Genomic DNA, 13,829 nt, shown 5'->3' with positions numbered 1-13,829 from the left:
CCTGTGAGTAATTGCTTGTTTCTTGTTACTACGTAGGCAACCGATAATTCGGTGCAAATAATTCGCTGCTAATTATTTCCCTTGCACCAACTGCAGAAGCATAGTATAAAGCTGCGGCATCGTCCGATCCAGCCTAGTCGGCTTGAATGAGCTGTTCACCCACATATGGCGTGTACCGCCCGCTGCGAGCAGTTCGCACGCCTCTAATGCTTCTGCATTACGCAAACCGCTGCCAGCAGCCAAATACGATGCATCACCTAGCCTGATCTGCGATTCAAAAGCTAAACGCACCGGCGAATAATCTGCAATCCTTGTACATACGAGTACAACATCGTCATAACGAGCTGGCTTGACATATTTGCAATCGACATCGATAACCGGGAGCAGCAGTCCTGCGGCTTCGATGTCGCGATAAGCATAACCTGCGTGCCGGATCCACTCCGTCCGTCCAATCTCAAACCACGTCAAATAATTGCCGTGAAAGACGACGCTCATCTGATCGGTCTCTTCATAACGGACTCGAAGCGGATGAACATGCCATTGTTGTTCGTTCATCTTCATCCCTGCATTTCTCGAAAAGTGGACTAATCGTACCTAGAACAAAAGCGACGGCTAATAGACCGTCGCTCGAGTAAACCTACGTTATTACAATACTTTGGATTGTCCCGTATAGATAACGCCTGTCTCACCGTACAGCGTTATTTCCATACCGTCATGCAGCAGTTCCGTTGCGCGCTCGATACCAAGCACAACAGGGATACCCAGGTTGAGACCAACGATTGCTGCATGGCTCGTAATACCGCCTTGCTCGGTTACGATAGCAGCAGCCTTCTCAACAGCCGGCATATATTCTTTGTCGGAAGCTACGACTACAAGAATCGAGCCTTCCGTTGTCTTCGCGATTGCTTCTTCAGCTGTACGCGCAACAACGACTTTACCTTTAGCCGATTGCGTGCCAATGCCTTGACCTTTGGCAACCAACTCACCGATGTGGTGAATTTTGATCAGGTTCGTCGTACCTGCACGGCCAACTGGAACACCTGCCGTTATAACAACCGTGTCGCCGAGACCAACGATACCTGTTGCGAGTGCGCCTTTAACAGCCGTCTCGAACATAGCGTCGGTCGTGTCCGCTTCTGCACCATATGCAGGGACTACGCCCCATACAAGCGCCAGTCGGCGCATTACCGACTCATTAGGTGTAACTGCGATGATTGGCGATTTCGGACGGTATTTCGACACCATGCGTGCCGTGTAGCCGCTCTCCGTCGACGTTACAATCGCACCTGCTTCCAGATCCAGCGCAGAGTTCGCAACTGCTTGGCTGATCGCTTCTGTTACGGACGTCTGCTGTGCATTCGCCTGCTTCACGAACAGCTCACGATATTCCAGTGCTGCTTCAGCACGTTCAGCGATGCGGGACATCGTCTGTACCGATTCAACTGGATACTTACCAGCAGCCGTTTCGCCGGACAACATGATAGCGCTTGTACCATCAAAAATAGCATTCGCAACGTCGCTTGCTTCAGCGCGCGTCGGACGCGGGTTGCGCTGCATCGAGTCGAGCATTTGCGTTGCCGTAATGACCGGCTTGCCTACGCGGTTGCATTTCTCGATCATACGCTTCTGAACGAGTGGAACTTCTTCTGCCGGGATTTCAACGCCGAGGTCGCCGCGGGCAACCATCAGGCCGTCGGACACTTCAAGAATTTCGTCGAGATTGTCAACGCCTTGTTGGTTCTCGATTTTCGAAATAATTTGAATGTGCGTGCCGTTATGCTTCTCGAGCAGTTCACGAATTTCGAGCACGTCGCTAGCTTTGCGCACGAACGACGCTGCGATGAAGTCGATGCCTTGCTCGATACCGAATACGATATCAGCAGCATCCTTCTCCGTAATGCCCGGCAGCGAGATGTGCACGCCTGGCACGTTAACGCCCTTCTTGCTCTTGATTTGACCGCTGTTTACGATACGGCAGTGGATCTCCGTACCTTCCACACGTTCAACCGTCAAGCCAATAAGGCCATCGTCGATAAGCACCGTCGAACCTTCCGAAATATCGTTCGGCAAGTTTTTGTATGTAACCGGAATACGGTTAATATCGCCGAGAATTTCTTCGGTCGTCAGCGTAATCGCCTTGCCTGCTTCGAGTTCAATCGGTTCTTCCTTCAGCTTGCCGAGACGAATCTCAGGACCTTTCGTGTCCAGCAGAATAGCAACCGTCTTGCCAAGCTCTTGACGTGCTTGCTTCAGGTTTTTGATACGATTGCCGTGCTCCTCAAAATCGCCGTGCGAGAAGTTGAGGCGCGCAACGTTCATACCTGCTTCGATCAGCTTCTTCGTGTTCTCGAGCGATTCGCTCGACGGGCCGATCGTACAAACAATCTTTGTTTTACGCATAATCAGGTTCAAACCTCCGTTTGGGGTACGTTACTACACTATTGGATTGACGCTTTTAACAAGATCAAGTTCTGGTTGAACATTCATAGGGCTGTTTTCAAGTTCTTGCTTCTTATCATTTATTATTTCCGCATCTTGGCGTTCATAAAACTCCCCGATTTTGCGGAATTTGTTGTAACGGTCCTCAATCAGCTGTTCAGCGGACATGGCAGTCAGCTCTTTCAAGTGGCGGACAAGCGCTTCTTGAATCGATTGTGCCTGTTCGGCCAGGTCACGGTGCGCGCCGCCTTGCGGTTCCGGTATAATCTCTTCGATAATTTGGAACGCAAGCAGATCCTTAGCCGTAATCTTCATCGCTTCCGCGGCCTCATCGGCACGCGACGCATCTTTCCATAGAATCGATGCCGCGCCATTCGGCGAAATCGCAGAGTAGATCGCATTCTCCAGCATAAGAACACGGTTGCCGACGCCAAGCGCCAGCGCGCCGCCGCTGCCGCCTTCGCCGATAACGACGCAGACGATCGGAACGCCAAAAGCAGCCATCTCGCGCAAATTGCGTGCGATCGCTTCCGATTGGCCGCGTTCTTCCGCTGTGTTACCCGGATAAGCGCCTTTCGTATCGATGAACGTTACGATAGGTCGATTAAATTTGACAGCTTGCTGCATGAAACGAAGCGCCTTGCGGAAACCTTCCGGATGCGGGCTGCCGAAGAAACGTGCGATGTTGTCGCGCGTATCTTTGCCCCGCTGATGGCCGATAACCGTCACAGGCACTCCGTTCAGACGCGCAATGCCGCCGACGATCGCCAGATCGTCGGCAAACAAGCGGTCACCGTGAAGCTCCACGAAATCAGTAAAAATCGTCTGAATATAGTCAAGCGAAGTCGGACGCTGATGATGTCTAGCTAGATGCATCTTCTGCGCAGCCGACAGCTCGCTGTACATTTCGTCTTCTAGTTGCTTGCATTTCTCTTCGAGACGTGCAATCTCTTCAGAGAAATCGATCCCTTGCATTTGACCGAACCGCTTCAGTTCTTCGACCTTCTTGCGATAATCAACTAGTGGTTTCTCGAATGGAAGCTCATTCGCCATCGGACCAATCCCCCCTTACGGTATGCAGTTCCAGCAGCTTCGTCAGCATCGATCTCAAGTCTTTGCGATGGACAACTTTATCCAATTGGCCATGCTGCAGGTTGAATTCTGCCGTCTGGAAGTTATCAGGCAGCTTCTGGCGGATCGTCTGTTCAATAACGATGCGACCTGCGAAACCGATCAATGCGCCAGGCTCGGCCAAATTAATGTCGCCAAGACTCGCGAAGCTTGCCGATACGCCACCTGTCGTTGGGTCTGTGAAGACAGAGATGAACAGGCCGCCATTGTTATGGAGCTTGGCCAGCGCTGCACTAGTCTTCGCCATCTGCATAAGGCTCAGTATGCTTTCTTGCATACGTGCGCCGCCCGAAGTCGAGAAAATAATAATTGGCAATTTCTTCGCATCTGCGTATTCGATCGCCCGCGTAATTTTTTCCCCTACAACCGAACCCATGCTGCCAGTAAAGAAGTCGAAGCTCATCACCGCGACAACGACCGGAACGCCTCCGATCGTGCCTTCGCCAGTGACGACTGCTTCCGTTAGTCCTGATTTCTCCTGCTGTTTGCGCAGCTTGCTCTTGTAGTCTGGGAATGACAGCGGATCGCCGGATTCCAGATGAGCGTCGATTTCAAGCAAACGTCCGTCATCAAGCGTCATTCCGATACGTTCCCAAGCGGACAAGCGGAAATGATGCCCGCATGACGGACATACTTTCAAGTTTTTTTCAAGTTCTTTGGTGAATGCGATATTACCGCACTTCGGGCATTTGTTCATAAGCCCTTCTGGGATATCCTTCTTCGGTCGCTCCGCAGATGGTGCGGGCACGGAAGGAACAGTCGCATATTTCTTCTTATGAAATAAGTCCTTAAACACGAATGACACCTCTCACGGCGCAGTTATTAGGTCGAGTCACGGATGAAGAATGGAGTTGAGAACTTCCTGCACTTCTTCGAGCTCGCCGGACGGAACCAAAATCTCATATTGCTGTTTCGAAAGGTTGATCGGCCTGACCTGGACGAGGAATCCTTCCTCCGTCAGCCGGTTCTTGATATTCTCTGCAATTCTAGTTGTAGGCGCGATATAGATGACCGTCCACATGAAAGGTTGTACCCCCTAAAAACATCGGTTTCCAGGCCCTATAATGAACTTATGATAGCATAACTTCTCTTCAGGCCGCAACAAAGCGGTAGGAGCCGATGTTTTCAGGCGGTATATTCCCCCTATACTGCAAGCAGTAAAATCTAAGGCAGTTCGTAACGTGCCGCCTTCGGATCCTGATGAGCAATCCGTGCGGATGCGGCTGCAGCCAGCCCTGCAACAAGGTCATCTAGAAATACATGAATATGAGGGCCTTTCAAATTAAGCTTTCGGATAATGCCAGGCTTTACTTTATCAAGATAGCCAAAGCTCGTCAATCCAATCATGCCGTACACATTTGTAATTCCAAGCGCCAGTGTTTCATCGACCCCATACAACGATTCGTCTGTTTCCATAATCGCCTGCAGCGGCTGAGGCAGCAGCTTGCGCTCCGCCAATTCATCAAGTGCGATGCCTGTGTACATGACATATTGCACCTCTCGCTTCACCAATACGGCTCGTACGCTTTCTACGCACTGCTCCATCGTCAAATCGGCATTATAAGGGTGCTGCAGCGCAAATACGATTTCGGCAACGTCGCCGATCGACACGCCACGTCTTAACAGCCAAGCTTCAATCCCGCTTCCGCTCGTCAATCGTCATCCCTCCGTGGCCGGGGCGTCACGAACGTTCCGGGCGCTGCCGGCAAGTCGCTTGCGGCATTTGTGCCGCAATACGGGCAAGTCCTGCAAAGGTGATGCAGCGGCAAATGCCCGATGTCTCCTAAATGTATGCAGCATGCTGACGATTTGTGCATGAAAAAAAGGACGTGCATAACCAGCGAACCGGCCTATGTCCTCCCTCAAGGGAGGACTCCAGGGACAGAGCCCCTGTGACCCCGGTTTTGAAGGGGCTTCGCCCCTATGACCCCAATTTATATTAAGAATAAAAATGAAAGATCTCTACCCACCCAAACCCTCCCTGCAAGGGAGGGCCCCATGGGTTTCCAACCCCTGGACCCCGGAAGGGGATGGTGATGGGACTGCGGCGGTTAAGAATTACTGCGTGCTGGGAGTCGTGAGACCCTTTGGGTCACAACTTTTGTTCGAGCTGTAAACCTCTACCCATCCCCTACTTAGTCTGCGAAGCGGATAATGATGGGACTGCGGCGGTTGAAAAATACTGCGTGCTGGGAGTCGTGTGACCCTTGGGTCACAACTTTTGTTCGAGATGTAAACTTTGTTCGAGCCGTAAAACCACATTTGAACTGTCGAAATCCAAACAGAAAAAAGCGCTGCTCAGCATGCTCAGCAGCGCTTTTTTCTGTTTGGGACGATATCGTTAGGGGAGTAAGAAGTAATGCTAACCATTACTTACTTTATTTTAAAACGAGTAACCGTAAGTTGTGACCCGAAGGGGCACGCGGCTCCCAGCAGACATTCCCATATCCGCGCCTCTGAATGTCCCACGTTTCCCCTTCCGGGGTCCAGGGGACGGGAGTCCCCTGGGGTCCTCCCTTGCAGGGAGGATTTAGGTGGGTAGAAATTTATCAGTAGGGTTGATGACTTTAATAAAAAGGGTTGTAGGGGCTTGGCTCCTATTTCACCGCGATGGCGCCCTTGCCCAGAAGACCTTCTACTGCGCTGAATAGCTCCGGCGAAGGCTTGACGCTGTACTGCTCACTAAGCGCAAGCATGCGCTGATCGCGCTCGTAGAACAGGACAGTGGCAAGCGGTCCGTGATGCGATACGAGCAGCTGCTTGAGCTTCTCCAGCACGGACGAATGCTCGCGTCCGGCTGCGATCTTGACGTACACCCGCTGCGCACGCTTAGCGGGTGGCGCCTGGCGGGGCTGCACAGCCGCCCCGCCTTCGGCCCCCTGCGGGGGCCGCTCGCCTGCGGGCTTCGCCCCCGCAGGCGGTGCCGCCGCTTCGCGGCGTGGCGCGGCTGCCGAAGGCTGCCGCGCAGCGCTGGCGCTGGCCCCGCTGCCGATGCTGCTGCGCGAAGCTGCTGCATCGGCAGTGCCAGCGCCAGCAGGCCCCGGCGCGGCTCCGCCTGTGCGCGCCGGGGCCTCGCCAGCGGCGCGCGGAGACCGCACGCGCGCCTGCTGGCGCAGGCGGCGTACCTGACCCGCTAGATTCGGGTCAGGGCCGTCTAGCGGGACGACATCCTCAAGCAGCAGCTTGAAGTCGTCGTCCTGATGCTGAACGGCGGCAAGCGCAAGGACGATGCCGCCTTTCTCCAGCTTCTCCGCGTGCCGCTTCCAGAACGCCGGGAACGCGACCGCTTCAACGCGCATGATGCGGTCCTCCACTTCGAGGAACGCCATCGCCTGGCCTTTGCGCGTCATCATCGGCTTCGTCGATACGACCATCACCGGCAGCACAGCAAGCGTTCCATCCGGCTGTTCAGCAAGGTCCACAAGCCGATCGACGCCATGCGGCGCGAGCGATTCCTCCGCCGCGTCGATCGGGTGACCGGACAAATACAGGCCAAGCAGCTCCCGCTCAAGCTCCAGTTTCTGCCCCGTCGTATACGGACGTACTTCCGGCAGCTCAACCTCCCAGTTGATGACCTCTTCGAAACCGAACAAGTCAAGCTGCAGCTCTTCCCTGTCCTTCCGCCATTTGGCTGCTGCTTCTACGATCTCATCGAGAGCTCCCAGCAGCTGGGCCCGATGCCCAGGCAGAGAATCCGTCGCGCCTGACATGACCAACGATTCCATGACGCGCTTGTTCACGACACGCAGATCAACGCGGCGGCACAGATCTGCCAAGCTGTCATAAGGACGCTCTACTCGTTCTTTCATAATAGATTCAATCGCTTGTGTACCAACGTTCTTAACAGCAGCGAGACCGAATCGAATCGCGCCATCGGAATCACCTGTATCTAGGCCCGCTCCTGCTGTTTGAGAAGCCTCTTCTGCATCCTCTGCATCCTGGGTTTCTCCCGCATTTCCCTTCACCGGCGTAAACGTTACGCCGCTCTCATTGACATCCGGCGGCAGCACCGCGATACCCATCCGCCTGCACTCGTCCACGTACTCCGCCGTCTTACGCTGGTTGCCCGTCACGGAAGCAAGCATGGATGCCATGAAAGGCACGGGATAATGCGCCTTCAGATAAGCAGTCTGAAAAGCTAGGACGCCATAAGCTGCAGCATGCGCACGCGGGAAGCCATAATCAGCGAAACGTACGATCATGTCATAGACATGATTGGCATCCTCCGAGGAGTAACCCTGCTTCAAGCTGCCCGCCACAAAATGCGCCCGCTCCTCGTCCAATATCTCGCGTTTCTTCTTCGAAACCGCTCGGCGGAGCAGGTCCGCTTCACCTAGCGAGAAGCCGGCCATCGCTGAGGCGATCTGCATAATCTGTTCCTGATAGACGATAATGCCGTACGTATCAGACAGTATCGGTTCAAGGGAAGGGTGCGGATAACTTACTTCAGCTAGACCATGCTTGCCCTGTATATATTTGGGTATAAACTCCATCGGACCTGGACGATACAGCGCGAGCACGGAGATAATATCCTCGAAAGCCGAAGGCTTCATCTCTTTCAGAACGCGTCGCATGCCCGTAGACTCGAGTTGGAAAATACCCGTCGTCTCGCCGCGTCCAATCATCGCATAGGTTAGCGGATCATCGTCACGCACATGACGGAAGTCGATGTCGCGGCCGTACAATTCCTTCACCCACCGGAGCGTCCGCTCGACGATGGACAACGTACGGAGGCCAAGAAAGTCCATTTTCAGCAGACCGACGGCTTCCAAATTTTCCATCGAATATTGAGTGAGCGCCGTCCGCTCCGTACCCGCCTGCAGCGGTACATAATGCGTCAATGGTTCCTGCGAGATCACGACGCCTGCCGCATGGGTAGATGCATGGCGCGGCATCCCTTCCACCTTCATCGCCATCTTCAGCAGCGCATCGGTTCGCGGCTGCTTCGCGCATGCATCTCTAAGTTCTGCGCTCGTGCGAAGCGCTTCTTCCAGCGTAATGCCAAGTTGATTCGGAATAAGCTTCGCCGCGCGGTCGACTTCGCCGTACGACACATTCATCGCACGTCCAACGTCGCGCACCGCCGCCTTCGCTGCCATCGTGCCGAACGTAATGATTTGCGCTACATGCTCTTCGCCATATTTGGCGCTTACATAGGCGATAACCTCATCGCGCCGCTCGTCATTGAAGTCGATATCGATATCGGGCATCGAGATCCGTTCCGGGTTCAGGAAACGCTCGAAGAGCAGCTTATATTTGAGCGGATCAACATCCGTGATATGCAGTACATACGCAACAAGACTGCCCGCTGATGAGCCCCGTCCTGGGCCAGTCCGGATTCCTCGTTCATGAGAAAACCGAATGAAATCCCATACGATAAGAAAATAATCGCTGTATCCCATCCGCTCAATAACGGCTAACTCATACTGAAGACGTTCCTTCGCTTCTGCACTAGGCATTCCTTCGTACCGTTCTTCCAGTCCGCCGCGACACAGCTCCGCGAGATAATCCGCGCTCGTCATCGCTTCGGGCACCGGACGGAACGTTGGCAGCGCCGCGCGGCCAAGCGTCAGCTCCAGACGGCATTTGTCCGCAATTTCCAAAGTATTCGCAATCGCCTCCGGCACATGGCGGAACAGCGCCGCCATCTCGTCGCCGCTCTTAAGATAGAGTTGATCCGTGGCCATCTTCAGACGATCCTCGTCATCAACGGTTTTGCCGGTTCCGATACATATAAGCACATCCTGCATCGCTGCATCTTCCGGCTGCAAATAGTGGGCATCGTTCGTTGCCGCTAACTTGATTCCGAGTTCGCGTGCGAGCGTAATGAGCTCCGGCATCACTTTGCGCTGCTCTAGCAGGCCATGATCCTGAAGTTCAATATAATAATCGTCGCCAAAAATCGCCTGATGCCGCTGTGCAGCCGCCTTCGCCTCATCGCTCCTGCCGTGGAGCAAATGCTGCGGAACCTCACCACCAAGACATGAGCTTAAGCAGATAAGACCCTCTGCATGATTCGCAAGCGCCTCCATATCGATGCGGGGCTTATAGTGCATCCCTTCCAAATGGCCGATCGACACGAGCTTCATCAGGTTGCGATAGCCTGTCTCGTTCTTCGCAAGCAGAATGAGATGGTAGATCGGGTTATCTTTTCTCGTGCCTTTATCGAAACGCGACCCCGCCGTCGTATAAACCTCGCAGCCGATAATCGGCCGAATGCCGTGCTCACGGCACGCTTTATAGAACGGTATGGCACCGTACATGACACCATGGTCCGTGAGCGCGAGCGCATCCATCCCAAGCTCCGCCGCCCTTGCAGCCAGATCGCGTATTCGCGCTGCGCCATCAAGCAGGCTGTATTCGCTATGAACGTGCAAATGCACGAATCGATTCCGTCCTTGTTCCGTAGCGTTCATGATATCCTTACCTCCCTTGCCGTGCAATGGATCGAATCTTAAACCAACCTTCTCGGTGCTGAAAACCGTACTTTGTGAATACGTAATATGACTATTTTACCACATAAAAATTTATAAAAGGTTGTTCATGCATCCTCTTTTAATCACGTAGACGAACAAGAAATAAATCATATCGTATCCGATATTTCGCCCATCCTCAAAGTCTGGTGCTCCTAAAAGTTTCTCATCATATTGCACCCCTATCGGTCCATACAATGTATAAGAGCCGGACAGGCGTATGAGAGGTTGTCTCTCTAGTCTTACGGCGATGCGGAACAGGAGGTTGCGTTAGATGCTTAATAGTGTTCTAGCCAAAGCCATAGTCGATATGATGATCGCCTTCGGCGTCGTCGTTGGTGGTTCAATGCTCGCAGGTATCGGCTCTGTGTTCGTATTGGCTCCCCCTGCGGTATACATGGTAGAGACAGCCACAAAACTCAAAATATGGGCGATCGTAGCCGCTGTCGGCGGTTCCATTGACCCCATGCGCGTTATCGAAAGCAATATGCTTGCGGGGCATCTGTCGCCCGTGGCGGTGCAAATCTTCTATATCCTCTGTTCCTTCCTGGGCGCACATATGGGAACGGAGCTGATCAAGGCGATCTGCAAAGGAGCTTACTAAGTATGCGCATCCCGCAATTCGACCGTTATTACCGTTATGTTCGGTATAGCGTCGTGCTGCTGCTCGGCAGCGTCGTAGGCGCTGCGGTCTATCACTCGATCTTCATGAACAATTTCAATACAGTCGCCAAATTGAATGAACAATTGAAAGAGCAATTGGAGCAAAACGTTCTCGACATCAACAAGCTCCAAAAACTGCAGCATCAGCACACCGTCATTAAAAGCGTCGTTCCTTACATTGATGACGAGGACAAGCCGCTTAACGTGCTCGTGGAAACGGAGCTGAAGAAGCGGCTGAAGGAGGATCTATCTGTTTTCATCGGCAAAAGCATCTACTCCATCGACGAAAATGCCGACATGGCGCGTACGCTGCTAAAGAACAAGCTATACGCCGGCATTCGCGGCGCTGACTACCAGGTCAGCATTCGCACCGTACTCGTCGTAGACAACATCCTGCAAGTATGGGCGCGTGCAACGATATACGAGCGGCCGCCGACTTGATCGACCATTAGGGAATGCCGCAAGCCAGCCCCTTCATACAGAAATATTCCTCTAGAATAATTCATTACTATAAGTTTATCGAACGTACGTTCCTTTGTAAATGCCAAATAAGCGTGACTCGCCAAGGAGCCACGCTTATTGGTTTGATTACCTTCCGCTCGGTCATTTTATGTGCAGCAGAATCGGACTTCCATTCCGTTATTCCTCAAACCGCTTCGCAACAATAACCGCATTATGCCCGCCGAAACCAAAAGAGTTCGACAATCCGATCGTAAGCGGACGTTTCATTGCCTGATTGGGCACATTCGCTAAACCACATGATGCATCCAGCTGCTCCAGATTAATGGTCGGCGGTACAATGCCCTCCCGCAGACTTTGGATCAACGCTATCGCTTCAACGCCGCCTGCTGCGCCTAACATATGGCCAAGCATCGATTTGTTCGCCGTAACCGGTACCCTGTCCGTATGTTCACTGAATAAACGTCTGATTGCCTGCCCCTCCGAACGGTCGCCAACACCTGTACTCGTCGCATGTGCGCTGATGATATCGACATCCTCAGGTGCAATGGCAGCATCCGCTAGAGCATGACGCATCGCGAGCTGAGCCCCTGCCCCTTCCGGATGGGTAGCGACGATATGATATGCATCTGAGCTTGCGCCATAGCCGATCATTTCACCGTAGATGCGAGCTTCGCGCCGCTTCGCATGCGAGAGCGATTCCAGAACGATAATGCCAGCGCCTTCCGACATGACGAACCCATCCCGCTGTTCGTCGAAAGGTCGGCTTGCCCGCATCGGTTCCTCATTGCGTGTGGACATTGCCGTTGCATTGCCGAAACTCGCAAGCGACAGCTCGGTTATAGCCGCTTCCGAGCCTCCAGCGATCACAATGTCTGCAAGGCCGAGCCGAATCAATCGCAGCGCTTCTCCGATTGCCGTATTGCCGATGGAACATGCCGTAACAGGCGATAGCGTTGGACCATGCGCTCCATACCGAATGCTGATCGTTGCTGCCGCCATGTTCGAAATCATCATTGGCACGAGCAGCGGCGACACCCGCTCCGGCCCCCGATCCCTTAGGGTCCCGTCTTGTTCCAGCAGCGTTTGAAGTCCGCCAATGCCAGAACCGACGTATACGCCTACTCTTTCCCGATCCACCTGCTCCATATCTAATCCCGAATCTTCTACAGCTTGTTCTGCTGCTGCCAGCGCGAATTGGACGAACCGGTCCATCTTGCGCGCTTCCTTGCGTCCGAAGCGTCCTTCTGCATCGAAATCCGTAACAACACCTGCGATTTTACTGCGCAGCCTGCTTGTATCCATCCCCTCGATAGCCCTTATGCCAGACTCTCCTCGAATAAGGCGTCCCCACATTGAACCTGTATCTTGACCTAATGGCGAAATGACACCCATCCCTGTTACAACCGCTCGTTCCATTCGAATCAACTCCTTCGATAACTGAAATACCTTTGACTTAGTACCTGGTATTAAGTATCATGTCACAAGGGTTATCCTATTACAAGTTGTTGGTTATCCTAGTATAATGAGTACTATTACTAACTCTAATTCGATAGAGGAACCTTACCTTATCTTCTCTACCTAATACCTATAAGCAATCGCGATGATCCCGATATTGCTTATTCCATAATTAAAAGGAGGTCTGATGATGAATCACGCAGCACGGTTAGCCGCTTTATCCGCATTCTTAAAAAATCAGCGGACCAAATTGTCTCCGGAATCGGTAGGACTGCCTATCGGTATACGAAGAAGGACGACTGGTTTAAGGCGGGAGGAGGTTGCACAACTGGCTGGCGTCAGCACAACCTGGTATACGTGGCTGGAGCAGGGGCGGGATATCCAAGCTTCTCCGCAAGTGTTAGATGCAGTGGCAGGTGCACTCCGATTGACGCGTGATGAGCGCAGTTACTTATTCTCGCTGGCACTGGATGCTGGCAGCGGCGTCAGCACTGCAGCAGCACAGCTGGAGCCGGCTCCGGAGCTGTCTCCCTCATTGATGCGCATCCTGAAAGAACTTCGTTATTGTCCCACCATCGTCTCCGATCGGAGATGCCGAATTGTCGGCTGGAACGAAGCGGCTGCCCATGTCTTTCTCGACTTCGGCCTCGTACCGGTCGAGGAACGCAACATGATCTCGCTGCTGTTCTCTCGCCAGGAGCTTAAACGTCTCGCCATCAACTGGGAGCACTTTGCGAGCGGGTACCTGGCGATCTTCCGCTCCTATTATGGACAGTATGTCGAAGACAGCTGGTACGAGCAGTTTCTGCGCGAGATGTCGGCGCAGCATCCTGACTTCCAGCCGCTCTGGGAACGCAGCCGGGTCAGCACGGCGCCCGAAGTCATTATTGAGTTCCGCCATGCGAGAGCAGGCAAAATGCAGTTCCAGCTCAGTTCGCTGCAGCAGCATGGCGAGACGGATCTGCGTCTCAGCGTTTATACGCCAGCACCGGATTCGAAGACTGAGGGCAAGCTTCGTAAGCTGCTTGCCGCACCGGGACTGTAATTGTCCATTTCTTTCTGTGCTGTCTGTGATGTCCGTGACTAAAGCTAGCTTCACTTGAGCATCTGCAATGTAAAGTTCGCTATTCGTTCTTAGCTGCGGCATTGCGAGGCCTGCCCCCTTTTATGCTACAATAGATCTATTAAGTTCGAAGGAGCTGCACA

Annotated in this window: 11 protein-coding genes; 3 read left to right on the top strand and 8 right to left on the bottom strand. The window is 53.3% G+C overall.

Annotated elements, in window-relative coordinates; translation table 11 throughout:
- Positions 1-72 precede the first annotated feature (72 nt).
- The 7 genes from H8B09_RS02945 to H8B09_RS02915 all read right to left on the bottom strand — a co-directional run bounded on the left by H8B09_RS02945 (position 73) and on the right by H8B09_RS02915 (position 9,986).
- On the bottom strand, positions 73-555 hold the full coding sequence (locus tag H8B09_RS02945; protein ID WP_397376038.1) for an acyl-CoA thioesterase: 483 nt from the start codon (positions 553-555) through the stop codon (positions 73-75).
- A gap of 90 nt (positions 556-645) precedes the next feature.
- Positions 646-2,400, bottom strand: a complete 1,755-nt coding sequence (pyk, locus tag H8B09_RS02940; protein ID WP_191201967.1) for a pyruvate kinase — start codon at positions 2,398-2,400, stop codon at positions 646-648.
- 33 nt (positions 2,401-2,433) lie between these two features.
- On the bottom strand, positions 2,434-3,492 hold the full coding sequence (locus H8B09_RS02935) for an acetyl-CoA carboxylase carboxyltransferase subunit alpha (RefSeq protein ID WP_191201966.1): 1,059 nt from the start codon (positions 3,490-3,492) through the stop codon (positions 2,434-2,436).
- Positions 3,482-4,366, bottom strand: coding sequence for an acetyl-CoA carboxylase, carboxyltransferase subunit beta (accD, locus tag H8B09_RS02930; RefSeq protein WP_191201965.1), 885 nt, complete (start codon positions 4,364-4,366; stop codon positions 3,482-3,484). The genes H8B09_RS02935 and accD overlap by 11 nt, the downstream gene beginning before the upstream one ends.
- A 36-nt stretch (positions 4,367-4,402) precedes the next feature.
- Complete coding sequence (locus H8B09_RS02925) at positions 4,403-4,591, bottom strand: glutamate decarboxylase (RefSeq protein WP_191201964.1); 189 nt, start codon at positions 4,589-4,591, stop codon at positions 4,403-4,405.
- 143 nt (positions 4,592-4,734) lie between these two features.
- Positions 4,735-5,226 carry a phosphatidylglycerophosphatase A family protein gene (locus tag H8B09_RS02920; protein WP_191201963.1) on the bottom strand — a complete coding sequence of 164 codons (492 nt, stop codon included), beginning with the start codon at positions 5,224-5,226 and terminating at the stop codon, positions 4,735-4,737.
- Between the two features lie 941 nt (positions 5,227-6,167).
- Complete coding sequence (locus H8B09_RS02915) at positions 6,168-9,986, bottom strand: DNA polymerase III subunit alpha (RefSeq protein ID WP_191201962.1); 3,819 nt, start codon at positions 9,984-9,986, stop codon at positions 6,168-6,170.
- Between the two features lie 331 nt (positions 9,987-10,317).
- On the opposite strand from H8B09_RS02915, the gene H8B09_RS02910 reads away from it, so the two are divergent.
- Complete coding sequence (locus tag H8B09_RS02910) at positions 10,318-10,647, top strand: YtrH family sporulation protein (RefSeq protein ID WP_191201961.1); 330 nt, start codon at positions 10,318-10,320, stop codon at positions 10,645-10,647.
- Between the two features lie 2 nt (positions 10,648-10,649).
- Complete coding sequence (locus tag H8B09_RS02905) at positions 10,650-11,147, top strand: sporulation membrane protein YtrI (protein WP_191201960.1); 498 nt, start codon at positions 10,650-10,652, stop codon at positions 11,145-11,147.
- 198 nt (positions 11,148-11,345) lie between these two features.
- Here H8B09_RS02905 and fabF read toward each other — a convergent pair whose 3' ends face one another.
- Positions 11,346-12,584 carry a beta-ketoacyl-ACP synthase II gene (gene fabF / locus H8B09_RS02900; protein WP_191201959.1) on the bottom strand — a complete coding sequence of 413 codons (1,239 nt, stop codon included), beginning with the start codon at positions 12,582-12,584 and terminating at the stop codon, positions 11,346-11,348.
- Between the two features lie 229 nt (positions 12,585-12,813).
- Between fabF and H8B09_RS02895 the strand changes: the two genes are divergently transcribed.
- Complete coding sequence (locus tag H8B09_RS02895; protein ID WP_191201958.1) at positions 12,814-13,668, top strand: helix-turn-helix transcriptional regulator; 855 nt, start codon at positions 12,814-12,816, stop codon at positions 13,666-13,668.
- Positions 13,669-13,829: the final 161 nt, after the last annotated feature.

This window comes from Paenibacillus terricola (assembly GCF_014779765.1).
Lineage (GTDB): Bacteria > Bacillota > Bacilli > Paenibacillales > Paenibacillaceae > Paenibacillus_T > Paenibacillus_T terricola.
Note: the sequence above shows the minus strand (reverse complement) of the source record. Positions and strands in the feature narration are given on the sequence as shown.